We start from the raw sequence: 22,902 nt of genomic DNA, 5'->3' as shown, positions 1-22,902 counted from the left end.
CACTTTGACACTGGTCGAGACACATCCGCGCGAGACGGCCCGCCCCCCTTCGGGGGCCGCGTCCCTGAGGCCGTCGGGACCTCGCGTCTGGGCCGACATGACCGTCGAGGTCGCCCTGTCCGTCCTCGACAGCTCCCGTGCCGGCCGGCTTCTCCTCTGCGACGAGGACGGCCGCTGCACCGTCACGGTCAGCCGCGCCGAGCTGAGCGCCGTGCGTGACAGCGCCGGCTACACCGATCGCATCCAGCTGCGGGACATCGTCCGCACCTCCGGTCCGTCCCTCTCCCTGTGAGGCCCCCATGCGCTGTGTCATCGCCAGATTCCCCTTCGAGCTGTTCAGCAGTGATGTGCTGGAGGCGATGAAGGGCGTCAAACCCGAACCCGTCACCGGCGACTCCGTGCTCATCGGGCGGCGCCGCTACCCCGTCAAGCAGGTCGGGGCCGTCATCACCCGGCAGGACCGGCGCGACTTCACCTCCGGTGAGGTCGTCAGGGCGCTGACCGCGCTCGGCTTCGCCTGTACCGAGGTCTCCGCGGGCGGCTCCGACGCGGCTGAACTCACCCCGCTCCAGGCCGCTTCGGCTCTGATGGGTCTGCCCGCCCCCGCGTAGACACGCCACCGCCGGCCACCGCGGCCGGGCGGCCGAGGGCCCCGACCTGAGAACCGGTCGGGGCCCTCGGCGTGCGCGCCGCATCGGTGGCCGGCGCGGTCTTGGGGACGCATGGTGTTCAATTTGCCCGGGGCGCGGCCGCCGCGACGGCGCCGGGGCCCCTCCATGCGCCCCTCGACGAGGTGAAATGACAGCAGAAGGACCGCTCGGCCGTCTCGACGACGACGACTATCCCGCGTTCACGATGGGAAGGGCCGCCGAGATGATCGGCACCACGCCCGCGTTCCTGCGGGCCATCGGCGAAGCGCGCCTGATCACTCCGCTGCGGTCGGCCGGCGGACACCGCCGCTACTCCCGCTATCAGCTGCGTATCGCGGCACGTGCCCGCGAGCTCGTCGACGGGGGCACCCCCGTCGAGGCCGCCTGCCGCATCATCATCCTCGAGGACCAGCTCGAGGAGGCCCTGCGCATCAACGCGGAGTTCCGCCGCGCGGCGGCCGGACCGGACGCCGGGGCCGAGGGCCGATAGGCCCCACCTGAAGACCCCGCCCCTCAGGCAACTCCCTGCCATGCAGCTTCCTGGCGTGGCCGGATGCGGACAGTGGGGGTGGCGCGGTGATTATCTCTAGGCACGCAGTCGGAACGGCCGCAACGGACCGGACCGACGCAGGTCAACGCATCGAACGTACGCCGCACCGTACTCGCGAATGGAGACCTCCCATGTCCCGTGCCACCACCCGCTGTACCGTCCTCGCCGCCGCCGTTCTCGGCGGGATCCTGTGGGCCGTGCCCGCGCAGGCCCTCCCCTCGGGGGCGGCCGGTGACGCGCCGAAGGCCACCCCCTCCTCCGCGGACGACTTCGTGTGGCCGACCCCGCCGGCCAGGCCCCTCGACTTCGTGTGGCCGACCCTGCCGCAGCACCTCCCCGGCCTGCCCGGCATACCCGCCTCGCCCGACGACTTCGTCTGGCCCGTCACCCCTCAGCGGTGAGCCCGATGCGGACGACGACGCCCCGTCAGATCCACTCCCTGCGCGTGGCCTGCACGCCGGCCTCGAAGCGGCTCGACGCACCGAGGCGCTCCATCAGCTCGGCCATGATGCGGCGCTCGGTGCGCACCCCGATACCGAGCGCACGGGCCACGGCCTCGTCGGTGAGACCCGTCGCGAGGAGCTGGAGGAGCTTGCGCTCCTGCGGGGTCAGCCCGCCGGGCAGGGCGTCCCCGGGCCGGTCGAGGGGGCAGGCGTGCTCCCAGTACGCCTCGAACAGGGCCCGCATCGCGAGGACCACCGGCTGGCTGCTGAACAGCAGCGCGGACGGCTGGGCCTGACCCGGCAGACCGGCCACGATCGCCGCGGTGTTGTCGACGATGAGCAGCCGCATCGGCAGCGTGGGCGAGGTCCGGATCTCGCTGTGCCGCTCCGCCATCCACTGCGCGTGCGCCTTGGTGACCCGGTCGTTGGCGACGCTGTCGAGGTAGATCGACCGGAAGCGCACCCCCCGCGCGAGCGCCCGCTCGTTGAGGGGCCGGCCGGCCTCGATCGACTCCTGGGTCAGCGCGTTGACCGGATGGAACGCGAGGGACTCGCGCACGCAGGACTCGGCGAGCGCCTCCAGACGGATACGGATGTCGTCGACGTTGTCGAGGTGTTCCGTGCCGTCCAGGGTGTTCGACCAGCCGGACGCCGTGTACTCGGCGGCGAGCGCCGCCAGCGCGGCGCGGTTCTGCTCGATGCGCTGCTGGCGCCAGGCCAGTTCGTTCTGCTCCCGCTGGAGGAGGACCTTCAGGCCGAGCGACGGGTTCACCGCCCGCAGCCGGCCCGGGGAATCCGTAGAAGGTGCGAGGAGGGAGAGCTCGGACAGCCTGTCCAGGGCCGCCTCCACCGCCTCCGGTGTGCAGTCGAGCAAAGCGGCGAGGCGCTTCGGATCGTGTTCCTTGTGGAACAGAATCGCGCGGTAGACGCCGAGAGTCTGCTGATCCAGTGACGAGACTTCGTCCACGTGGTGTTTCCCCCTTGAACCACGGTTGAACGTTTATTCAGCGCCAGGTCAAGGCGCCTGAACTCCACTTCATCAGGGCGCGCCGCATTCCCGGCGACGCGCACGTTTCAAGCTGTCCACAGATTCCGCACGTTACCTGCTCATCGTATTCCGCGAACAGGGAGTCCTCGTGTCCCACGCAGCGTCCTACGCACCCCCGCCGCTCGACGGCTGCGTCGTCCTCGTCGTCGACGCCACCACCGGCACCGGACGGGTCGTCACCGCACGGCTCTGCGCCGCCGGGGCCGCCGTCGCCGTCGTCGGCGCGGGCCATCGGGGACGCGGGGACGACGCGGCCACCAACGCCGCCTTCCTGTGCAAGGAGCTGGCCGACATCGGTCTCGTGGCGCTGCCCTACCAGGTGGACGCCGAGGACACGGAGGCGGTGCTCGCGCTGCCGGCGCAGATAGCCGCCGACATCGGTCCGCTCACGTCCGCCGTCGTGATCGTCCCGGCCGAGGACGCTCCGTACGGCCTCGCGGACACGTTCCGCGCGGTGTCGGCCGCCGTCGTGGCGGGCCTGCCCGCCCACGCCGTGCACATCGAGATCGACCAGGAGGCCCGGGCCGAGGAGCTGGCCAGGTCGGTGGTCCACCGGCTGCTCGGCACCACCGGTTCCGATGCCGATGCCAGTTTCGAGTCCGAGTCCAGTACATCGATACGGGGGTAGAGAGATGTCCGTACGCGTGGTCGTAGCCGGTGATCACCAGCTGGTTCTCGAAGCGTTCGCCGAGACGCTCAACGGCACGAACGGCCTGGACGTCGTGGGGCTCGCCACGACCTACGAGGCCGTGCTGCCCGCCGTCGAGCGGCACCGGCCGACCGTGCTGCTGCTCGGGGAGCCCACCATGGGCGGCAAGGCGCTGCGGGCCGCGACCGATGTGCGCTCCCGGCATCCCAAGTGCGGGGTCGCCCTCATGGTCGGCGCGGCCACCCCGGCGGTGGTCGACCGCGCCGTCGCCGCCGGCGCTCTCGGCATCGTCCCCAAGAACGCGCGCCTCCCGCAGCTGATCACGACCCTCATGGGTGTCGCGGGCGGCTGTCTCACCGTCGACCCGGCACTGATGCGGCCGCCCACCGCAGGTGAATCGGCGCTCAGCGTAAGGGAGATGGACGTGCTGCGCCTCACGGCCGGCGGCGCCACGGTGAAGGAGATCGCGGGCGAGCTGTATCTCGCCGCGGGCACCGTGCGGAACCTCACCTCGGCGGCCATCAAGAAGCTCGGCGGCCGCAACCGGTTCGACGCGGCGCGCATCGCGAGTGAGCACGGATGGCTGTGAGACCGGGGCGGCCCGGGGCCTCACGCGCGCCGGCCCCGGCACGGGGTGTGCCGGGGCGGGGCGTCCTGGTGCGCGGCGTACGGGCGCTGCTCACGCGCGTACGGGCGCTGCTACTTCTCCAGGCAGAACTCGTTGATCGGGTAGCCGACATGGCGGTCGGCCGTGGGCAGGTGGCCCAGGATGGTGTCGCCCGGCTTGAGTTCGGTGCTGTTGAGGACCGAGGCACCGGGGCCGAGGACGCGGACGTGCCAGTCGTCCTGGAGGATCAGGTTGACCGTCTGGCCGTTGGGCGCGACCGCGTCGATGGAGATCAGCGGACGCGTCTCGATCTTCACCCGGCCGACGCTGACCGGCCGCGTACGGCCCTTCACGTCGACCGCCAACACCGAGCTGCCGGCGTGCAGTTCGCTCAGGTAGTGGGTGCGCCCGTGCTGCGCCACGGTGTACGAGTGGAGCGCGCCGGCGTTGACCCGGAACGGCCGCGTCGGCATGTACGGCAGCGGGTGGGTCTCGCTGACGCACAGCACCATGCCCTTGGAGTGCGAACCGACGAGGATGCCCTCGTCCTTGCGGAAGTGGGTCGTCGTGTCGACACAGGCACGCTCTCCCATCCCGATGTGCGTGGCGCCGGTGACCGTCAGTTCGACCAGCGGGATCTCCCCGCCGCGCGAGGTCGCCGCGGTGCGCAGGGCGGTGGCGTCGCCCACGGTGCGGCCGCGCATCAGGACGCCGTCCGACCCCAGTTCGAGCACGCCGTAGACGATCTCGGCCTCCTCGTTATTGGCCGCGGTCGTGACGATGGAGCCCGGGGCGCCGGTGGCCGCCGCGATGACGATCTCCAGCGGGATCTTCGTCGGGTCGCGGAAGTCGAGGACGCTCCACGCCTCCAGACGCGCCGCCAGGCAGGCGTCCTCCAGGGTGTCGGCGTCGACGATCTCGACGTAGCGGCCGAACTCGACGTCGGGGTGCGCCGCGACGAGCGGGGCCCGCTCGTCCTTGCCGCCGGGCACGATCACCAGGTCGGCCTCGCCGAGGTCGGCGGGGACCGAGGCGGCTCCGTCCTCGAACAGGAGGATCTTGCGGACGGTCGGGGGCAGGCCGGTGAAGGCGGCCGGGTCGGCGGCGACGACGCCGTCGATCCGCTGGTGGACGGCCTCTTCGAGGATGGCGGCGGTGGCGGTGCCGGCGTCGCGGATGTCAAGCCAGCACAGTTTGGCGTCCGTCATGATGCGGACCTCCTGTCAGATCGTGGGAGAGCGGGGCGGTGGTCGGTGCGTCGAGGTGGTCCGGGGTGAGCCGGGCGTCGCTGTCCGTGTCGGCGGACGCGGTGAAGGGGCCCGGCCCGAAGTGCTGTTCGGGGAAGTGGTGGACGAGCCGGGCGACCTTGGCGGCGAGCCTCCGCGGGTCGGCGGCCTGGAAGATGTTGCGGCCCATCGCCACGCCGCCCGCGCCGCCGGCCAGGGCGTCCCGCACGTACGCGAGAACGTCCTCCTCGTCGGCGAGGGCGGGGCCGCCCGCGACGAGCACCGGCACCGGGCACGCCGCCGTCAGGTCGAGCATCTCCGCGGTGGAGCCGAGGAAGACGGTCTTGACCAGATCGGCGCCCAGGTCGGCGGCGATCGTCACGGCGTGCGCGACGAGCTCCGGGTCCCGGGGGTCGGTGATCCGCGGGCCGCGCGGGTACACCATGGCGAGCAGCGGCAGGTTCCAGCGGTCGCAGGCGTCGGCGATCCGGCCGAGGTCGCCGATCTGCTGCCGCTCGTCGTCGGAGCCGAGGTTGACGTGGACGCTGACCGCGTCCGCGCCCAGGCGCAGGGCCTCCTCGACGCCGGCGACGACGTACTTGGCGTTGGGGTCGAGCGCCTGGCTGGTGCTCGCGTTGAGGTGGATGATCAGGGACATCGCGGCGAACCGCTCCGGACTGATGTGCCGCACACTGCCCTTGTGCACGACGACGGCGTCCGAACCGCCGGCCGCGAGGCGGCCCGCGAGATGGTCGAGTGACATGCCCTTGGACACCACGGGACCGTCACTGATCGAATGGTCGAGAGGGGTGATCATCAGGCCGGCCGTGCTGTGGCGGTAGAGCCGCCGCAGCCGCAGCGACCGGGCGAAGTGGCCGAATGCGGTCATGAGACGCCCTTTCTGGTTCGCGGGATGGCGTGATCGGGCGGGGCGCCCGTGCCGCGTACGCGGACGGGGCCGTCCCGCGCGGTGGCTCCGCGCGGGGAGCTGGTGGCGGGCGCCGGCGCGGCAGCGGAGGCTTTCGGACCGGAGCGTTCGGGTGTGGACGACACCCGGCGCAGATACGCGCGGTCCGGCTTGCCCGACGGGGTCAGCGGCAGCTGCGGCCAGACGGAGATCCGGACCGGGGTGTGCTCCGGAGTCAGCGTCGCGGCCACGTATCCGCGCAGGTCGCACGAGGTGCGGGCGGCGCCCGAGTGCAGTTCGACGGCGGCGTGCACCTGCTCCACGTAGTCGTCGTCGCGCACACCGAACACCGTGGCCTGGCGTACCTGCGGATGCTGGAGGAGCGCGCCCTCGATCGCCGTGGGGTCCAGCTTCAGACCGCCGTGCTTGATCACGTCGCCGACGCGTCCGTCGAGCCGCAGATAGCCGTACCGGTCCCAGTGCCCGAGGTCACCGGTGCGCAGCCAGCCGTCCCTGAGGGTGGCGCCGGTCAGCTCGTCGTCGTCCAGGTAACCGGCCGTCACCGTAGGGGAGTTGACCCACAGCTCGCCCGTGACGCCCCGTTCGACCTGCGGTCCGCCGCCGGGTGTCCTGATCTCCAGGCGCACCCACGGGAAGGGCCTGCCGACCGAGCCGAGCAGTTCCGGCTCCCGGTGGTCGAGCGGGTTGAGGCTGCTGATCCCGCCGGCCTCCGTGGTGCCGTACACCTGGATGAGGACGTCCCCGAAGAGGCGGACGGCCCGCTCCACGCGGCCCGGGGCCGCCGGGGTGCCGCTGTAGGTGATGCGGCGCAGCGAGGACAGATCGGTCGCGTCGATGCCCGGATGGTCGAGCAGCCGGTAGAGGTGCGGGACCGCCAAGTACACGTCGGTGACGTGCTGTTGGGCGAAGGAGCGCAGTACGTCGTCGGGGTCGAAGCCGTCGTGGAGCACCACCGTGCCGCCGCCCGACAGGACGGCGTCGGCCATCGGCGCCGTTGTGTGGCTGATCGGTGTGACGGACAGGAGCGTCGCGGGTCCCCGGGGATCGAGGCCATGGGCGAGGCGGTCGACGAGCTCCTCACGGGTGCCGAACTGCTGCGCGACCATCTTGGGCCGGCCCGTGCTGCCGCTGGTGAAGTCGACGACGGCGAGCGCGTCGGGCCGCGGCGGCGGCAGCCGACCCGGATCGAGGGCCCGGGCGGGAGCCCCGCGAGGGATCGGCAGCACGGTGAGCCCCGGCAGCCGGTGCGCGAGCCAGCGCCCGCGCTCGGCGCTCTCCTCGTCCACCAGCAGAAGCAACGCGCCCAGATCCCGCAGGAGCTGGGTCTGCGTGCCGAGCGAGAACGTCTCCGTGTCGGTCCTCGGGTTCATCGACCGTACGTAGACGGAGGTGGCCCCCAGGAGGTGCACGGCGTACCGGGCGCTGAGCATCAGCGGATGGTTCGGCCCGGTCAGGACGGCCACGGTGTCGCCCCGGCCGACCCCCCGGTCGTACAGCAGGGCCGTGGTGCCGTGGACGGAGTCGCTCAGCTCACCGGCGGCGACGGTGCCGTCCGGCCGGTGCAGGACCGCGCGGGACGGATCCCGTTCCAGCGCGTCGAGAATGCGGCGGACGTACGGGCTTGATCGTGCGGTCATGTTCCCCCCTTTCTCCAGCAATTCGGTGTGCGGAATAGGCAGTTCAAGAGATCTTCATTTGCGCCATCATTCCCATGGCGCTGTGGTCGATCATGTGGCAGTGATAGGGATAGACGCCCTTGTGCGTGTCGAAGGTGAGCTGGAGTCTGGCCGTCTGCCCCGGAAAGAGCAGCACGGTGTCCTTGAGGCCGGCCTCCGCCGGATAGACCGGCTGCCCGTCGCGTTCGAGAATGCGGAACTGCACCAGATGCGTATGGAAGTTGTGCGGAATCGTGGTGCTGGTGTTCGTGACCGTCCAGACCTCGGTGTCGCCCCATTTGATGTTCGTGTCGATGCGGCCGGCGTCGAAGGTCTTTCCGTTGATGTAGGCCTTGTCGCCGGTGCCGGGCTCGTCCATCCGCAGCTCGAAGCTGCGCTCGACGGTCGGCTTCGGCAGGGCGGGCAGGGTGGTGAGGACGTCGGGCACGCGGCTGGTGTCGGGTGTCTTCTCGCCGACGTCGAACCGCATGATCTGGCCGACGAGTTCGGTCGGTCCCGGGCCCAGCATGTTCTGGAGCGTGAGCTGGGTGCCGGGCGCGTACTTGGAGAAGTCGACGACGAAGTCGGCGCGCTCACCGGGGGACAGGACGAGGACCGGGGTGGCGGCGGGTGCCGGGAGCAGGCCGCCGTCCGAGCCGATCTGGGTGACCTGGCTGCCGTCGTTCAGGCAGAGGATGAAGATGCGCAGGTTGCATGAATTCAGCATCCGGAAGCGGTACTTGCGCGCCTCGACCTTCATGTACGGCCACGGGGCGCCGTTGACCAGGATGGTCGTCCGGTTCTCCGCGTCGTCCATCGTGTAGACCATCTGGCCGGCCGCGTCGAACTGCGCGTCACGCAGGATCAGCGGTACCTCGTACCGGCCGGACGGCAGGCCGAGCGCGTCCTCCGCCTTGTCGCCGAGCAGATAGAGACCGGAAAGGCCTCGGTAGACGTGCTCGGACTCCATGTGGTGGGCGTGGTCGTGCGTCCACAGCGTGGCGCCGACCTGGTCGTTGGCGTACACGTACGTCCTGGAGCGGCCCGGCGCGATCGTGTCCATCATGCCGCCGTCGTGCTCCACGGGGTTGCTGCCGCCGTGCAGATGGACGGAGGTCGGCATGTCCAGGGCGTTGATCTGTCGGACCACCGCGGTGCGCCCCTTGCGGGCCCGGATGGTGGGGCCGGGGAACGTGCCGTTGTAGGTGAGGACGTCCGTGCGGGTGCCGGGCAGGATCTCGTGGCTGGTGCGGCTCATGGTGACCGCGTAGTAGTCGGCGGTGCTCGTTCTCCGGTACGGGGCGAGGACCTTGGGCACGGGGAGCGGGGCCGCGAACGGCGTGACGGCCGGGGCGCCGGCCGCCGTTGCCGCGTTCGCGGATCCGCCCGACGTCAGTGTCTGGAAGAGCCCTCCCGCGGCGCCCACCGCGCCGACGGCACCGGTGGTGAGACCGAGGCGTATTGCATGACGACGTGTAAGCACGGCGGGGATTCCTTAACTGAGGTCGCTCGGCCGAACTTGCCCGGCCGGATGGTGAATTCGTCTTCCGAGCATGCGGACAGGGGCGCGGAATTCCGAGAGTTCGACGCGTCGCGGTGACGGGTGTCATGGCCGCCGATGGTGTACGTCACCGATTTCACGGGAGACAGGGGGAGCGCTTCGCGTTCGGCGTGACAGTGATTTCCGGAGTACGCCCTCAACGGCCGCCTCGACAGCACGCGGCCCTGGGCAAGTCGCCTCAAGGGAACCGGAGATCAGTATGCAGACCGAGAAGCCGGCGGAATCACCGCCGCGCACCGCGCCCGCGTTCCGCGCCGACGTCCGGGTCCTCTTCGACGGGGAGTCGGCGACCCTCGCGGGCCCGGCCACCTCGCTCACCCTGCGACCGGTGCGCGGCGGCATCCGCACCGCGCTCGGCCGGCTCGCCGAAGGGCCGCGCCCCATGAGCGAGTTGCTGGACGGGCTGCGGGCCGCCGAGGCCGTCCAGGTGGAACGGCTCCTCGACCGCGCGGGCCATCTGGTCGCGCGCAGTGTCCTCACTCGGGGCGGACCCGCCGACCGCAGGGAGCTCCTGCGCGTCGAGCCCACCGCGCCTGACGCCGAGCACCGGATCGCCGTGGTGGCGCCGGGCACGACCGTGCGCCTCTCCCGGTTCGCGTTCTGCCGTACCCGCGAGGGCGTACTGGTCCTGGAGTCGCCGCTCGTGAAGTTCCGCGCGGTGCTCGTGGACCGCGCGGCCCGCGAGCTGGTCGCCGCCCTGGGCGAACCCGTGGCGGCCGGCGCGCTCGGCACCGGACTGAGCGAGGACGACGCCCTCGACGCGCTCGCCCACCTCGTGGGCGCCGGCTTCGTCGAACCCGCCGACCAGGAAGGCGCGTTCGCCTCCGACACGGAGCCGACACTGCGGCAGTGGGACTTTCACGACCTGCTGTTCCACTCCCGCATCCGCTCCGGGCGCTACGACGACGTGTTCGGCGCCGTCTACCCGTACCGCGGCGAGATCGACCCCCAGCCCGCCGTGAAGCCGGCCCCGGACGGACCGGCCGTGGATCTGTACCGGCCCACGCGCGAGGAGATCGCCGGGCGCGACCCCTCCCTCACCACCGCCCTGGAGACGCGCCGCTCCATCCGCTCCTACGGAGAAGGGGAGTTGACGGCCGAGCAGCTGGGCGAGTTCCTCTACCGGGTCGCCCGCGTGCGCGCCCACTACACCCCCGAGGACGGCAGCGGACGCGACGAGGTCGTCTCCCGTCCCTATCCCAGCGGCGGCCAGGGCTACGAACTCGAGCTGTACGTGACCGTGCGGCGCTGCGCGGGGCTCGACGCCGGCATCTACTACTACGACCCCGTGGCGCACCGCCTCGTCCTCGTCAACGACGCGGAGACGGACCGGGAGTCCCTCTTCCATGTGGCGTCACGCGCCACTGGGATGGAGGCGCGCCCTGACGTGCTCATCACCGTCACGGCGCGCTTCCAGCGCATGGCGTGGAAGTACCGCGCCATCGCCTACGCGACGACGCTGCGGCACACCGGTGTGCTCTACCAGACCATGTACCTGGTGGCGACGGCCCTCGGTCTCGCCCCGTGCGGCCTGGGCAACGGCGACGCCGACATGTCGGCCCGTGTCCTCGGCCTCGACTATCTGAAGGAGTCGTCCGTCGGCGACTTCCTGCTGGGCAGCCGCAGCCCCGACGACTCCGTGGCCGGCGATCCCGAGGCGGGCTGGGCCATGCTCAACAGCCCGGAATGGTCGCTGCCGGTCAATTCCCCCGTGATAAATGTCAGCGAGGGGGCGCAAAGGCTGGCCACCGAATGACCGGCCGAGCATTATTAATTGCGCAGCCACCGGTTGCGGAAAGAAAAAAGACCCCCCGGAAATCTCCGGGAAGGTCGTTCCGGGGAATCCCCGGGAACTCGTGAACTCGCGAAAGGAATTCACCACATGAGCATCAACGACATCAAGAACGGCGACGACGCGGAGAAGGCGTTCGACAGCTTCGACGTCGACGAGCTGGAGACCCTTGAGGTCGCGCAGGGCGTGGCCCTTCCCGAGATGGGCGCCTCCAGCGGTTCGATCGGCACCTCGTCGTCCTCGTCCAGCACCTGCTCCGCCTGCTGACTTCCCCTCACTCACCGCTCGTCCACCCCGCGAAGCCACTTCGCGGAACACCGGAAGGAATTCACCACATGAGCATCAACGACATCAAGAACGGCGACGACGCGGAGAAGGCGTTCGACAGCTTCGACGTCGACGAGCTGGAGACCCTTGAGGTCGCGCAGGGTGTCGCGCTCCCCGAGATGGGCGCTTCCAGCGGTTCGATCGGCACCTCGTCGTCCTCGTCCAGCACCTGCTCCGCCTGCTGATCCACCGTTCCAAAGGATGCGCCCATCCAGCCGGGAGCTGGATGGGTACATCCTTGTGTGGGGACCTTTCGCGGGGCCTTTCGCGGGAACTTCGAGGTGCCGCCGCTTCCGCCTCAGCCGCGCACGGCGACGTGGAACGACGAGGCCCACAGCACCAGCGCCGCGCCGAGGCCGACCACCACACGCACGGTCTCCATGGTCGTGCCGGCCGCCGCCACCACCAGGCCGGCCACCGCGACCGCCGTCAGGAAGACGGCCGTCCACTTGTACTGCCACTGGTCGAAGAGGCGGGCGAGCGGGAAGAAGTGCAGGCCCACGACCAGGCAGATACCGGGCGGGATCAGCTCGGGGTGGCCGCTCGCGTTCGACGCGGCGATGACCACGAAGATCGCCACCAGCTCGGCCATGTTCACCATGCCGACCCCGCGGTTCCACTTCTCCGGGAGCCGCACCATGCGCGAGGCCGGTCCGGCCCCGCCGCGGAAGGCCAGGACCACCGCCACGACGGTCACCGCGGCGGCGAGCACGCCGACCGTCACCGAAACCCCCACGGCACTTATGCCGGAGCCGCCCGCAAAAGCCCACACCAGGGCAAAAACCGCGAGGACGATGGCCCCGCGGCGGCGCAGATTCTGCGTGAGTGCAAGGCACTCCGTGTCCGTAGTCATGGCCGGAGGGTACAGCGATCTTGGCGCCTGACTGGCAGTTTTCGGCCAACCCGTCCGTGACCCGGCGGGCGCCGGTGTCACGAAAGCGGTGACGTATGTAAGCGGCCGCCCCGCATTCCCTTTCCGGGCACAAGTCGGCGCCACAGAATTCCAGTCAAAACATTCCGCAAGATCTGTTGAAGATTTCCTGGAAGGTGCGAAAAACATGGGGGTTGAAGCGCCGGAGCGCACTGCCGTGAAGCCGGACTCCGCCGGCCTGACGGGAGTGCGGCTCCACACACGGATGCCGATGACACCGACGTGGCTCGCCAGGCACGTCGTGCCGGTCGCCCGCGCCCTGAGCGAACGGGGCGCCCCAGCCGTCCAGTTGAGGCGCGGCTGGCTGCACGGCCCGCACGTCGACGTCCTCGCCCTCGCGGTGCCGGGCGGCCCCGACTGGACCGAGGTCGCCGATCTCCTCGACGCGGGTCCGCTCGACCCGCCGCGCGCCCTGACCGAGGAGGCGTACCTGGAGCAGGCCCGCGAGTTCGGCCGGCTCGAAGCGGTCCAGCCGCCCTACCTCCCGCTGCACGAGCACGGCGCCGTCTCACGGGTGGGCCCCGCCGACACGGCGTCACGCGAGCCGCGCCTCGACCAGTTCCGCACCGTCGTGCTCGGCGCCCTGAACAAGCCCCTGCTGCGCATGATCGACGGCATCGCGGCGGAGCCCGCCACCGCCACCGTCCGGCTCGCCGAGGCGTTCGCCGCCCTCGTCGACACGCACTTCCTCGGCCCCGCCTACGGGGTGTTCTCGCCCCGCTCCCACGTCGAGGCGTTCCTCGCCTGGGCCGCGCCCACCAAGGACGTCAGGCCCGTCTTCCAGGAGCGGCTCGCCAAGGACGCGCCCCGGCTGCGTACCGTCGTCGAACAGCGCCTGTCCGGCGAGGTGTCGGCCGGCGCCGCCGAGTGGCGGACCGCGTTCGCGTACAGCTCCGGCGCCCTGGAGAGCGCCGTCGCCGCCGGAACGCTCACCCTCGACCTGCTCGACTCCGTCACCGACGGCGTGGACCGCAGCGAGATGGGACCGCCCGGAGCGACCCGCGTCGTGCCGCAGGGCGACCAGCCGGACAGCGACTTCCACCGCGCCGTCGGCGACTCCGGAGTGGTCGCCGACCCCTCCCGCTGGTTCGCCGCCTTCCGCCTCCTGACGAACCTCTTCTACGAGCAGCTGCCGCTCCTGACCGTCTCGCCGATGCAGCGCTACTACATGTGCTTCGCCATCGCCGAGACCGTCGACGACGTCCTCGGCGTGTCCTGGCAGGACCGGCTGAACGACCGCCGAGACCGCATGGCCGCCACCGCGGCCGACCCGACGGGAGCCCCGCGATGACAGGCCCGACCACACCCGAATCCCTCTGGTTCCTGCGGGTCAACCCGCTGCGCCGCGCCCGCCTCGCCGACCCCGCCCAGCGTCGTGCTCTCGCCGAACTCGCCGCTGCTGAAGAGGAGTTGAGGCAGGCCGCCGACGCGTGCTCCGGCGAGCTGTACCACCGCATCGGCGCCGCCGCCGACGACGCAGAGCGCCGCGACCTCATCGCCCTGCGCCGCTCCATCCACAACGGCCGCGCCCCCAAGAAGCCGCCCACCCCCACGCCGGCCGTCACCCAATGGCTCGCCGCGCGCGACACCAGGGAGCGGCTGCGCGACGCCTTCGTCGAGGGCTACCCGGAGGCCGCCGACCGCGAACGGGCCGGCCTGGCCGCCCTGTTGGGCGACGACGACCTGCTGCGCTCACTCGCCCTCGTGGCGCCCGAGGTCCACCAGGAGGCCGAGCGCTACCGCGCCGCCGTCCTCGGCCCCGGCAAGGTCTCCGCCCGCACCCGCAAGTCCGAGCGCGGCCTCATCCAGTACGTCACGCGGGCCATGGTCCGCACGAGCCCGCTGTCCCGGTTCACCGCCGTCGGCATCGCGGAACCCGACCCGGACGGGGTCGACCCCGGCGACGTCCCCTTCGAGGGCGCCACCGCCTTCCCCGGGCTCGACCGCGTCATGCTCGGCTACGTGCTCGGCGGGCTCCCCGCGGCCGACACCGCCGACCTCACGGACCTTTGGGTGGGCATCCCGCCCACCTCCGCGCCCGACCCCGAGTCCGGCAAGCTGTTCTTCCTGCGGCTCACCGACGCGGGCATGCGCCGGCTCGCCGTACCCCTGGACGGGCCCGTCGGCGACCTGCTCGACGCGGTGTCCATGGGGCCGCGGCTCTTCCCCGCCGTCGTCGCCCACGTCGCCGAACGCGCCGGCATCCCCGCCGAGGCCGCCGACAAGCGCGTACGGCAGGCCGTGGGCCAGGGCCTCCTGTGCACCTTCCACGAGGCCGAGGACGGCTCCGCCGACTACGACGACCTCCTCACCCCCGACGACCCGCGCGCCACCACCCTCGCCGCCGGGATCCGCGCGGGACTGCCTCGCCTCGCCGAGGCTCCCGCGCCCGAACGGGGCGGTGTGCTCGCCGAGTTGCGCGGCGACCTGGGCAAGCTGAGCCACCTCGCCGGTCGGCCCGCCCAGATCACCGTCGAGGAGGACTACGTCATGCCGCCGCTGAAGGTGGCGACCCGGCAGTGGCACAAGCCGCTCGCCGACCTCGGCCCGGCCGTCGAGCTCCTGTCCGTCTTCGACTGGCTGCACGACGTACGCGTCCTGATGACGGCCGCGTTCGTCGAGCGGTTCGGAGCCGGGGCCAACATCCCGCTCGCCGCGAACGCCGCGTTCGTCGTCGGCGAGGTGTCCCGGCGCGCCGCCGCCATGGACGCCGTCTACGGGCCGCACGGCACCGGCGACCCGTCCGCACTCGCCGGCATCGGCCCCGCCGACGGCTCCCTGGAGCGCATGTACCTGCTGCGCCGCGAGCTGACCGAGGCCGTCCACGCGCGCCTGTCCAAGACCGTCGACGCCGGCGACGACACCCTCGTCCTCACCCCCGACGACGTGACGGGCCTGACCGCGTCCCTGCCCGACCGCTTCCGCCAGGACCCCCTCATCTACGGCGTCCTCCTCCAGGAGGGCGACGGCAGGCTCGTCCTCAACGACGGACTGCCGGGCCACGGCATGCTCTACGCCCGCTTCCTCGACGCCGACCGCCGCATGGGCGGCCAGGCCCTGCCCCGCCTCGCCGAGCACCTCCAGCGGGAGTACGGCTTCGACGGCGCCCGCGTCACCGAGGACCTCGGCCTGCACCGCCTCAACGTCAACGCGCACGCGCCGATCCTGCCCGGCGGCCTCACCCCCGAGGACTGGTTCACGCTGCGCCTCGCGCACGACCCGGACACCGACACGCTGCGCGTCGAGGACGCCGACGGCGCGCCCCTGCGCGTACTCCCGCTCGGCACGGGCCACCCCGGCCTGTTCCCGCCGCCCCTGTCCGTCGCCTCGGGCCTCGCCATCAGCGGCCGCCTCTTCAACAGCCTGCCCAACAGCTGGCACGCGGCGACGCCGTGGGACCGCGCCACCACCCGGACCGCGCCCCGCATGGCCGTCGGCGACGTCCTCATCGGCCGCCGCCGCTGGTACGGCGGCGACGAACTCACCACCGCGGTCGCCGCGGGACCCGACGAGCACGACCGGCTCCTCGCGCTCAACGCGTGGCGCGCCCGCCACGGTGTCGCCGAGGAGGTCGTCATCAAGAACGCGCCCGAGGACGAGGGACCCCTCTCGGTGGGTGCCCCCGACGTGCAGTCCAAGCGGCTCCAGCAGAAGCCGCAGTACGTCGACCTGACCAGCGCCCTGAGCGCCCGCGTCCTGCCGCGCATGCTCGACCGGCGCGGCGCCGACGGCTGCTACCTGGAGGAGGCGCTGCCGGCCGTCGTCGACGGCACGCACGCCACCGAGTGGGTCGTCGAGGTCGGCCGCGAGGCCGGCGGCCGTTTCACCTACCGAGGGGGACAGGCATGACGAACGCCAGGCTCAAGGCCCGCCCCGACCTGCACTTCGCGCCCGTGCCCGGCGGCGTCTACCTCAGCGGCACCCGCGGCCAGGTCGTCCTGCGCGGCTCCGACGTCCTGCACGCCGTGGCCGAGGGCTGCGTCCCCCTCCTGGAGAGCGGCGCGACCGAGGACGAACTCGTCGCCGAACTCGGCACCGAGCGCTCCCGCCCCGCCGTCCGCCACCTCGTCGGCAAGCTGCGCGACGCGGGACTCCTGCTCGACCCCGACGCCCTCACCGCCCCCGAGCCGTCCCCCGAGGAGCGCGCGCCGCACGCCGAGTCCGTCGCCCGCCTGGAGGCCCGGCTCGACGATCCGTACGCCGCGTTCGCCCGCCTGCGCGCCGCCCGCGTACTCGTCACGGGCCCGCCACAGGCGACCGGTCCGGCGGCGCGCGGGCTGCGGCGGGCGGGGGTGGGGGAGGTGACGGTCATGGAGGTGCCCGGTTCGTACGACAACGGGTACGAAGGCGCTGACGCGGTACTGGAGATCCGTACCGCAGCCGATGGTGGGCCGCTTGAACTCTCGGCCGTGAAGCACCACTTGACCGTCTTCCTCGGCGACACGGTTCATGTCGTGGGTCCCGTTCTCGCGGGTGGTCCCGAGGGCGCCGCGACCCGCGCCGCGTTCCGTGCGCGGGCCCTGTCCTGGACGGACGAGGGCGACGGGCCCGTGCCGCGCCCGGTCGCCGACGCCGTGGCCGGGGCCCTCGCGGGGCAGCTGCTCATCGACACGCTGACAGGGACGGCGGACGCGGGCGAGGCCCACGTCGTGTACGGGGCGGACCTGGTCTCCGACCGGGTGACCGTCGGGGGAGCCCGCATGGCGGCCGCGACCGGCCGGCCGGGCTCCCTCCTCACCGACGCCCCCTCGACGCCGATGCCCGAACCGGAGGACGCGCGCGAGCCGGCCGTGGCCCTCGCCGGTCGCTGGACCGGCCTGTTCTCCTACACCGCTGACGAGGACCTGCCGCAGATGCCGCTCGCGCTGCGCGCCGTCGAACAGCGCGGGGAACGGGCGGGCACGGTCGTCGCCTGGGGACCGCACCAGGAGGCCGCGACCGTCGCCGCCGCGCTGCTCGCCCTGCGGGACCGCACCCCGGGGACGGCCGCAGGCCTGACCGAGGAGCACTGGCTGCTCGACGGCGCGTTGCGGCTGCTGGCCCCGCGCGCGGTCGAGCTTGCCGGGGTCGACGCGTCGCCCGACGCCGAAGGCGAGCGCATCCTGTCCGCGCTGCGGCAGCTGGTGGACGGCGAGCCCCGGCTCGTGCTGCACCACGTCCCCGGCGTCGACTGGCGACTCGCCGAGATCACCACCGCGGCCGGCGAAATCCTGGGCACGGGCTGGGGATCCACCACTCAGGAGGCGCTGCGCACCGCCCTGTGCGAGGGCGTCGCCCACGCGCAGACGGGCAGGCCCCCTCAACTCTCCACGGACTCCCTGCTGTTCGCCGACCCCGCCGTCATCGGCGCCCTGCGCGCACAGCTCACCACCCACGCCGACGCCCTCGGCATCGCCTTCCGCGGCCACCCCGTCGCGGCGGACCCGGTACTCGGCGAGATCCCCTTCTGGTACGGGCCGGTCGAGGCCGTAGAGCGCACGCGGGAGACCCACGATGCACAGTGACACGGCTGACGTGATCAGCACGCGGCGCGCCCCCGACGCGTACGACGACGAGACCTGGCGGGACGTCGTCACCGGGCTGAGCGCCCTGACGGTCGCGGACGGCGGGCGCGTCTCCGTCCGGCGCGGCTGGGACCTCGGCTGGGAGCGCCAACACCTGGATGCGGCAGGAGAGTCGGGCCGCCCACATCTGTCCGTGCGCATCCACAGCGACGAAGTTCTCGTCGGACCGCTGTGGGCGCCGGGGACCGACGCCGGGTGCGCCGGCTGCGCCGAGGTGCGTGAGCGCACCGTCGTCGACCACCCCCTCGTCGGCGACCTCACCCACGCGACCGCCGGAACCGCACCGTCCGAGGCGCTGCTGCCCGAACTGCTCCGGGCGTCCCTGGAGCATCTGGCGCGGCGGCCCCTCGGCACCGGCGAGCTGTACGCCGTATCGGCGCGCGGCCTGCGCCGCCACCGCGTCGCCCGCAGTTTCCACTGCCCGCTGTGCGGCCCGGAGAAGGGTGAACTCGCCGCCACGGAACAGCCGTTGCCGCAAGCGCTGCGGAACCGGCCGGCGTCCCCGGGCGACCCGACCCGGTCCGGAGACAGCCGTCTCGTCGAGCGGGGCCTGCTGCGCGAGCGCCTGGTCGACGACCGCTTCGGCCCGGTCCGCGCCATCCTGCGCGAGTCCCGCACCCCGTTCGCGATGAGCATGGCCGTCGTGCCGGACGCGCCGGCGATGGGCCACGGCCGCGCCAGGACGTTCGCCGAGACCGAGCCGGTCGCCGTCCTGGAGGCGTACGAGAGGCTCGGCGGGTTCCCGTACGACATCCCGGTCCTCACGGACCGCGCGTACACGGACGTCGCCGAGCACGCCGTGGACCCGGCGACCCTCGGCCGCTACACGGACGAGCAGCTGGCCCATCCGACCAGCCGGGTGACCGCGCACACGGCCGACACCCCGATGGACTGGGTGTGGGGCCACGACCTCGACGACGGACGGGCCCTGCTCGTCCCCGCCGACCACGCCTTCTACCAGTACGAGTACGCGTTCCGCAGGGACCGGCGCGCCGCCAGGGCCGTCACACCGCACGAGCGCAAGCACTACTTCTACGAGTCCTCCAGCGGCTGCGCCGTCGGCGCGAACCTCGAAGAGGCAGCACTGCACTCGCTGTTCGAGCTGGCCGAGCGCGACGCGTTCCTGACCTCCTGGTACCGGGCCGCGCCGCTGCCCCACATCCCGCAGAGCTCGATCACCGACCCGACGAGCCGCGCCATGATCGAGCTGATCCAGGCGCGCGGCTTCGACGTCCATCTCCTGGTCGCCACGCGGGACATCGCGCTGCCCGTGGTCTGGGTCCTGGCAGTGAACCGCCTCAACCCGTTCCCCGCGACGTTCTCCTCGGCCGGATCCGGGGCGGACCCGCAGTCCGCGATCCGCGGCGCCCTTCGTGAGGTCGCCCAGCTCGTCACCAACCCGGTCGACTGGACCAGGGAACAGGTCGAGGCGATGGCCGAAGACCCCTGGCTGGTACAGGAGTTGGAGGACCACGTGCGGTTCTCCTCGATCCCCGAGACGCGCGAGCGGGCCACAGCCGCGCTCGGCGGCGAGAGCGTCACCCTGGACGAGGCGTTCCCCGACTGGCCGCGGCGCCTCGCCGACGCGTCGGGCGGCGATGTGCGGGGCGCCCTGGACTTCGTGCGCTCCTTGTTCGCCGACGCGGGCCTCGACCGGATCGTCCTCGTCGACCAGACGAGCCGCGAGCACGCCGACGCGGGCATCCACGTCGCGCGCGCGGTCGTCCCCGGCATCCTGCCGATGTGCTTCGGCCACGCGCAGCAGCGCCTGGCGGGCCTGCCCCGCCTGGAGGCGGCCCTGCGCGGCACGGCCCAGGAGCACCGGACGTCCCCCTACGACCCCCACCCGTTCCCGTGACCGCCCCCGCGCCGGCCCGGCGTTCCCCCGTGGAACTGCCGGGCCCCGAAGGCGACAACAGCATCGCGCGCGAACCCCTCTGGTACGCGTACGGCGCCGGCGCCGACCGGCCCGAGCCGCCCCCGTGGACCTGGACCCCGGAACCTCCCCCGGACACACACGTCCCGCCCGAGCCTCCGCGCGCGGGCGCCCCACGCGAGACCCTCCCGCTCGGCACCGTCGACCTGCTGGAGGCCATGCCCTACCCCGCGCTCCCGTCGCCGCGCGACGTGCCGGACCGCCTGGCCCGCGCGCTGATCACCGCGTTCGGCCCGCAGCGCCGCGAGCCCGAGAACCCGTACAACGACCACCGCCCCTACGCCTCTCCGCGCTGCCTCTTCCCCGTGCACGCGTTCGTGGCCGGGGGCAGTGGCGGGGCGCCCTGGCGTGTCCTCGATCCTGACCGGCACGCGCTGACCGGTGAGCCGGACGGGGGCGCGCCGCGCCGGATCGCCCTCACCGGCCGCTACACGTCGGTCCCCGCCGCCTACAAGTGGTTCAGGGGCTCGCTGGTCGCGCTCGAACTCGGCATCGTGCTGCGGGCGTTGGGTGTGGGTTTCGAGCTGTTCGACGTACCCGCCCGGCTTTCGCTGCCCGGCCCCGACGGGCACGAACTCCTGGGGGACCTCGGGCTCGACCCGGCGTGGGAGTGGTCGCTGCCGCTCACCCTCGACATCGGCGACCCGGCGCCGCTCCTGCCCGTACGGCGTCGCGCGGCCGTACCCGACCTGCGCGACCCGTCCCTCGCCGACCTCGTGCGCGTCAACAGGCAGCAGACGTACGACAGTTCACCTGTGCCGGTCGGCCGCGCGATCCCGCGGGAGCTGCCCCCCTCGCGCACCGTCCCGAACTGGGCGGAGCTCCTGTGGCAGCGGCACTCCGGGCGCATGCCCCGCGCCCTGCACGGCATGAGCGGCCGCCGCGCCCGCCTCCCCGCCGAGGCGTTCGACACCGCGCTGCGGTGGCTCGCCGTACCGCCCCCTGGGCCCGACCTCGCGGCGGCCTTCGACGCCGTGAACGTCACCGCCGTCGTCCAGGGCATCGACGGCCACGAGGACGGCGTCCACCGTGCGGTCCCGGGCGGCGCCCGCCTCCTGCGCGCCGACCCCGAAGCGCCCGCCCGCCTGGAGGAGCACTACGGGTACGGCGTCTCGCCCGTCAACGGCTGCCGCATCCGGCACGCGCCCATGACCGTGTTCTTCTCCGTGCGCCCCCGCGACCTGTTCGCCCGCTCGGGCCCGGCCGGGTGGGGCGCCGCGCAGCACGCCGTCGGCTGGGCCGCCCACGGCCTGTGCCTCTCGGCGGCGGCCTCCGGCCTCTTCGCCCGGCCCGTCCGCGCGTTCAAGGAGATCCCCACGCAACGCGTCCTCGGCCTCGACCCGGACGAGACGATCGTCCTCTCCGTCGTCGTCGGCGCCCCGCAGGACTCGGGCGGCGCACTCCTGGACCTGCGGCTGTGACCGCCCACGCCCCGACCACTCAGGGAGACCTCATGACATGGAGCTCGTGGCACCTCCACCTCGCCACCACCGCCCGGTCCGCGCACGACCGCGTCCTGACCGACGTGATCGGCCCCATGATCGGCGAACTCGCCCCAGGCACACCCTGGTTCTTCATCCGCTACTGGCAAGCGGGGCCGCATCTACGGCTGCGGATAGGGGACCTGGACCCGGATACGTATGACCACGTCGAGGAGGTGCTGCGCGTCCGGCTCGCCGACGCCGGCGCGCTCCGGCCCGGCGAGGAGCCCCTCGACCCCGACGCCTACCTCGAAGGCGCGGGAGCGCTCGCCTCGGCGGGCGAGCAGGGCGACGACCGGCACGTACGGGCCATGCTGGCGCCCGGCGTCCACCGCGCCGACTACGAGCCCGAGTTCGACCGCTACGGCGGCCCCGCCCTGATGCCCGCCACCGAGGACCTGTTCCGCCTCTCCAGCGAACTCGTCCTGCGCCTCGCGCCGAAGGCCCCCTCGCAGCGGCAGCGCGCCCTGCTCGCCCTGCGCGGCACCATGGCCGCCGCCGCGGCCCTGGGCGACACGGCGGAACGCGGCTACTTCTACGCGCACGGTCTGGGCGCCTGGCGCGCCTGGGCCGGGGAGGCCGGCTACCCGGACGAGCTCCTCGACTCACTGACGACCATCACCAGGGACGCCGGGGCCAAGCCCGTGGACCCGCTCGCCCACGGCCCGTTCGCGCACTGGCACGACGGGCTCGCCGCTCTCACCGGCGACATCCGGGCGAAGTCGCCGACCCACCCCGGAATGATCCTCTTCTCGCACGCCCACATGCTCCACAACCGCCTGGGCCTGAGCCTCCTCGAGGAGCTGCGCAACTACGCGTGGCTGGCGCATGTCTTCCCGGTCGCGGAGGGCGCCCTCGCCTGACCCGGGAGCACGCACAACGAGGCCCGGCCGGTGAATCACCGGCCGGGCCTTCGTGTTGCGCCGCACGTGGATCAGGCGCGTACGAACACCGCCGTCACCCGCACCCGCAGCCGGGGACCCACCATCGCCCGCATCGCGCTCACGCCGTACGCGTGCCGGTCGACCGTCGCCGACGCGCGGACCAGCGTGCGGGCGCCCTCCGGGACGACCTCGTCGACCGTGAGGACCAGCGGCACCGCGCGGCCCTTGACGGACAGCTGACCCGGGACGGTCCACGGCTCGCCGGCCGCGGCGAGGGACTCACCGTCGAAGCGCAGGAGCGGATGGCGCTCCGCGTCGAGGAAGGCGGGGCCGCGGACGGCGTCGTCCCGGCGCGGGTTGCCGGTCGTGAAGCCGGCCGCGTCGAGCGCGACGTCGAGGTGCGCGAGACGGCCGTCGCCGTCGAGTTCCGCGGCGCCGGAGCGCACCGGCATCGACCCGGTCACCGGGAGGAGGAGAAAGTGCCGGCCGGTGAACTCGACGGAACTGGCGGAGGGTTCGAGGGCCCAGGCACCGGCGAGGTCGGCCGGCGCGGTGCGCGTGTGCGGTTCAGTGAGGGACATGCGAGGGGTTCCCTTCGGGGAGTGGGGGGTGGGGCGGAGTGCCGAGGGGGCCTCCGAGGAGGCCCCCAAGCCGTGTGCGGGGTACGGCG

The 22,902-nt window shown here is 72.6% G+C and carries 22 protein-coding genes; 15 read left to right on the top strand and 7 right to left on the bottom strand.

Features of this window, described 5'->3' with window-relative positions:
* The first annotated feature begins 4 nt into the window (after window positions 1-4).
* The 4 genes from OG574_RS15335 to OG574_RS15320 all read left to right on the top strand — a co-directional run bounded on the left by OG574_RS15335 (window position 5) and on the right by OG574_RS15320 (window position 1,601).
* Window positions 5-292, top strand: coding sequence for a CBS domain-containing protein (locus OG574_RS15335; protein WP_326773707.1), 288 nt, complete (start codon window positions 5-7; stop codon window positions 290-292).
* A 7-nt stretch (window positions 293-299) separates the two neighbouring features.
* Window positions 300-611 (top strand): SCO5918 family protein, encoded by a 312-nt coding sequence (locus tag OG574_RS15330; protein WP_326773706.1) that lies wholly within the window; start codon window positions 300-302, stop codon window positions 609-611.
* Between the two features lie 187 nt (window positions 612-798).
* Window positions 799-1,140 carry a MerR family transcriptional regulator gene (locus OG574_RS15325; RefSeq protein ID WP_326773705.1) on the top strand — a complete coding sequence of 114 codons (342 nt, stop codon included), beginning with the start codon at window positions 799-801 and terminating at the stop codon, window positions 1,138-1,140.
* A gap of 191 nt (window positions 1,141-1,331) precedes the next feature.
* On the top strand, window positions 1,332-1,601 hold the full coding sequence (locus OG574_RS15320; RefSeq protein ID WP_326773704.1) for a hypothetical protein: 270 nt from the start codon (window positions 1,332-1,334) through the stop codon (window positions 1,599-1,601).
* 25 nt (window positions 1,602-1,626) lie between these two features.
* On the opposite strand, the gene OG574_RS15315 is transcribed toward OG574_RS15320, so the two are convergent.
* Complete coding sequence (locus OG574_RS15315) at window positions 1,627-2,610, bottom strand: helix-turn-helix transcriptional regulator (RefSeq protein WP_100591195.1); 984 nt, start codon at window positions 2,608-2,610, stop codon at window positions 1,627-1,629.
* A 169-nt stretch (window positions 2,611-2,779) separates the two neighbouring features.
* On the opposite strand from OG574_RS15315, the gene OG574_RS15310 reads away from it, so the two are divergent.
* Window positions 2,780-3,319 (top strand): hypothetical protein, encoded by a 540-nt coding sequence (locus tag OG574_RS15310; RefSeq protein ID WP_326773703.1) that lies wholly within the window; start codon window positions 2,780-2,782, stop codon window positions 3,317-3,319.
* 4 nt (window positions 3,320-3,323) lie between these two features.
* Window positions 3,324-3,929 (top strand): response regulator transcription factor, encoded by a 606-nt coding sequence (locus OG574_RS15305; protein WP_100591196.1) that lies wholly within the window; start codon window positions 3,324-3,326, stop codon window positions 3,927-3,929.
* Between the two features lie 110 nt (window positions 3,930-4,039).
* On the opposite strand, the gene OG574_RS15300 is transcribed toward OG574_RS15305, so the two are convergent.
* From OG574_RS15300 to OG574_RS15285, 4 genes are read right to left on the bottom strand one after another with little or no spacing between them, the layout of a single operon-like run.
* Window positions 4,040-5,155, bottom strand: a complete 1,116-nt coding sequence (locus tag OG574_RS15300; RefSeq protein WP_326773702.1) for a 3-dehydroquinate synthase II — start codon at window positions 5,153-5,155, stop codon at window positions 4,040-4,042.
* A complete protein-coding gene (locus OG574_RS15295; RefSeq protein WP_326773701.1) occupies window positions 5,127-6,062 on the bottom strand; it encodes a 2-amino-3,7-dideoxy-D-threo-hept-6-ulosonate synthase in 936 nt (311 codons plus the stop codon). The genes OG574_RS15300 and OG574_RS15295 overlap by 29 nt, the downstream gene beginning before the upstream one ends.
* Entirely contained in the window at window positions 6,059-7,738 is a 1,680-nt protein-coding gene (locus OG574_RS15290; RefSeq protein WP_326773700.1) for a class I adenylate-forming enzyme family protein, read from the bottom strand. Before OG574_RS15290 ends, OG574_RS15295 begins: the two co-directional genes overlap by 4 nt.
* Before the next feature lie 43 nt (window positions 7,739-7,781).
* Complete coding sequence (locus OG574_RS15285; RefSeq protein WP_326773699.1) at window positions 7,782-9,239, bottom strand: multicopper oxidase family protein; 1,458 nt, start codon at window positions 9,237-9,239, stop codon at window positions 7,782-7,784.
* A gap of 277 nt (window positions 9,240-9,516) precedes the next feature.
* Here OG574_RS15285 and OG574_RS15280 point away from each other — a divergent pair, with 277 nt between their 5' ends.
* The 3 genes from OG574_RS15280 to OG574_RS15270 all read left to right on the top strand — a co-directional run bounded on the left by OG574_RS15280 (window position 9,517) and on the right by OG574_RS15270 (window position 11,621).
* Window positions 9,517-11,073, top strand: coding sequence for a SagB/ThcOx family dehydrogenase (locus OG574_RS15280; protein ID WP_326773698.1), 1,557 nt, complete (start codon window positions 9,517-9,519; stop codon window positions 11,071-11,073).
* A 126-nt stretch (window positions 11,074-11,199) separates the two neighbouring features.
* Complete coding sequence (locus tag OG574_RS15275; protein ID WP_100591202.1) at window positions 11,200-11,376, top strand: thiazolylpeptide-type bacteriocin; 177 nt, start codon at window positions 11,200-11,202, stop codon at window positions 11,374-11,376.
* A gap of 68 nt (window positions 11,377-11,444) precedes the next feature.
* Window positions 11,445-11,621: a thiazolylpeptide-type bacteriocin gene (locus tag OG574_RS15270; RefSeq protein WP_100591202.1), complete on the top strand. Its 177-nt coding sequence runs from the start codon at window positions 11,445-11,447 to the stop codon at window positions 11,619-11,621.
* Window positions 11,622-11,734: 113 nt separating this feature from the next.
* On the opposite strand, the gene OG574_RS15265 is transcribed toward OG574_RS15270, so the two are convergent.
* Window positions 11,735-12,289 carry a DUF7010 family protein gene (locus OG574_RS15265; RefSeq protein WP_326773697.1) on the bottom strand — a complete coding sequence of 185 codons (555 nt, stop codon included), beginning with the start codon at window positions 12,287-12,289 and terminating at the stop codon, window positions 11,735-11,737.
* 205 nt (window positions 12,290-12,494) lie between these two features.
* Here OG574_RS15265 and OG574_RS15260 point away from each other — a divergent pair, with 205 nt between their 5' ends.
* From OG574_RS15260 to OG574_RS15235, 6 genes are read left to right on the top strand one after another with little or no spacing between them, the layout of a single operon-like run.
* Window positions 12,495-13,658 carry a hypothetical protein gene (locus OG574_RS15260; protein WP_326773696.1) on the top strand — a complete coding sequence of 388 codons (1,164 nt, stop codon included), beginning with the start codon at window positions 12,495-12,497 and terminating at the stop codon, window positions 13,656-13,658.
* Window positions 13,655-16,216, top strand: a complete 2,562-nt coding sequence (locus OG574_RS15255) for a hypothetical protein (protein ID WP_326773695.1) — start codon at window positions 13,655-13,657, stop codon at window positions 16,214-16,216. Before OG574_RS15260 ends, OG574_RS15255 begins: the two co-directional genes overlap by 4 nt.
* On the top strand, window positions 16,213-17,871 hold the full coding sequence (locus OG574_RS15250; RefSeq protein WP_326773694.1) for a hypothetical protein: 1,659 nt from the start codon (window positions 16,213-16,215) through the stop codon (window positions 17,869-17,871). Before OG574_RS15255 ends, OG574_RS15250 begins: the two co-directional genes overlap by 4 nt.
* Window positions 17,861-19,789 (top strand): TOMM precursor leader peptide-binding protein, encoded by a 1,929-nt coding sequence (locus OG574_RS15245; protein WP_326773693.1) that lies wholly within the window; start codon window positions 17,861-17,863, stop codon window positions 19,787-19,789. Before OG574_RS15250 ends, OG574_RS15245 begins: the two co-directional genes overlap by 11 nt.
* Window positions 19,786-21,288 carry a nitroreductase family protein gene (locus OG574_RS15240; RefSeq protein ID WP_326773692.1) on the top strand — a complete coding sequence of 501 codons (1,503 nt, stop codon included), beginning with the start codon at window positions 19,786-19,788 and terminating at the stop codon, window positions 21,286-21,288. Before OG574_RS15245 ends, OG574_RS15240 begins: the two co-directional genes overlap by 4 nt.
* 32 nt (window positions 21,289-21,320) lie before the next feature.
* A complete protein-coding gene (locus OG574_RS15235; RefSeq protein WP_326773691.1) occupies window positions 21,321-22,211 on the top strand; it encodes a thiopeptide-type bacteriocin biosynthesis protein in 891 nt (296 codons plus the stop codon).
* Between the two features lie 71 nt (window positions 22,212-22,282).
* Here the strand turns inward: OG574_RS15235 and OG574_RS15230 are convergent, their stop codons facing one another.
* Entirely contained in the window at window positions 22,283-22,813 is a 531-nt protein-coding gene (locus tag OG574_RS15230) for a YceI family protein (RefSeq protein ID WP_326773690.1), read from the bottom strand.
* Between the last annotated feature and the right edge of the window lie 89 nt (window positions 22,814-22,902).

It is taken from the genome of Streptomyces sp. NBC_01445, assembly GCF_035918235.1.
In the GTDB taxonomy this organism is placed as follows: Bacteria; Actinomycetota; Actinomycetes; order Streptomycetales; family Streptomycetaceae; genus Streptomyces.
This window is presented reverse-complemented; position numbering and strand designations above follow the sequence as displayed.

Excerpts from the sequence above, each read along its gene's own strand:
- OG574_RS15330 (WP_326773706.1), top strand. The coding sequence starts at position 300 with ATGCGCTGTGTCATCGCCAGATTCCCCTTCGAGCTGTTCAGCAGTGAT.
- OG574_RS15235 (WP_326773691.1), top strand. The coding sequence starts at position 21,321 with ATGACATGGAGCTCGTGGCACCTCCACCTCGCCACCACCGCCCGGTCC.
- OG574_RS15260 (WP_326773696.1), top strand. The coding sequence starts at position 12,495 with ATGGGGGTTGAAGCGCCGGAGCGCACTGCCGTGAAGCCGGACTCCGCC.
- OG574_RS15265 (WP_326773697.1), bottom strand. The coding sequence starts at position 12,289 with ATGACTACGGACACGGAGTGCCTTGCACTCACGCAGAATCTGCGCCGC.
- OG574_RS15305 (WP_100591196.1), top strand. The coding sequence starts at position 3,324 with ATGTCCGTACGCGTGGTCGTAGCCGGTGATCACCAGCTGGTTCTCGAA.
- OG574_RS15290 (WP_326773700.1), bottom strand. The coding sequence starts at position 7,738 with ATGACCGCACGATCAAGCCCGTACGTCCGCCGCATTCTCGACGCGCTG.
- OG574_RS15280 (WP_326773698.1), top strand. The coding sequence starts at position 9,517 with ATGCAGACCGAGAAGCCGGCGGAATCACCGCCGCGCACCGCGCCCGCG.
- OG574_RS15320 (WP_326773704.1), top strand. The coding sequence starts at position 1,332 with ATGTCCCGTGCCACCACCCGCTGTACCGTCCTCGCCGCCGCCGTTCTC.
- OG574_RS15275 (WP_100591202.1), top strand. The coding sequence starts at position 11,200 with ATGAGCATCAACGACATCAAGAACGGCGACGACGCGGAGAAGGCGTTC.
- OG574_RS15250 (WP_326773694.1), top strand. The coding sequence starts at position 16,213 with ATGACGAACGCCAGGCTCAAGGCCCGCCCCGACCTGCACTTCGCGCCC.
- OG574_RS15325 (WP_326773705.1), top strand. The coding sequence starts at position 799 with ATGACAGCAGAAGGACCGCTCGGCCGTCTCGACGACGACGACTATCCC.
- OG574_RS15245 (WP_326773693.1), top strand. The coding sequence starts at position 17,861 with ATGCACAGTGACACGGCTGACGTGATCAGCACGCGGCGCGCCCCCGAC.
- OG574_RS15255 (WP_326773695.1), top strand. The coding sequence starts at position 13,655 with ATGACAGGCCCGACCACACCCGAATCCCTCTGGTTCCTGCGGGTCAAC.
- OG574_RS15300 (WP_326773702.1), bottom strand. The coding sequence starts at position 5,155 with ATGACGGACGCCAAACTGTGCTGGCTTGACATCCGCGACGCCGGCACC.
- OG574_RS15230 (WP_326773690.1), bottom strand. The coding sequence starts at position 22,813 with ATGTCCCTCACTGAACCGCACACGCGCACCGCGCCGGCCGACCTCGCC.
- OG574_RS15270 (WP_100591202.1), top strand. The coding sequence starts at position 11,445 with ATGAGCATCAACGACATCAAGAACGGCGACGACGCGGAGAAGGCGTTC.
- OG574_RS15295 (WP_326773701.1), bottom strand. The coding sequence starts at position 6,062 with ATGACCGCATTCGGCCACTTCGCCCGGTCGCTGCGGCTGCGGCGGCTC.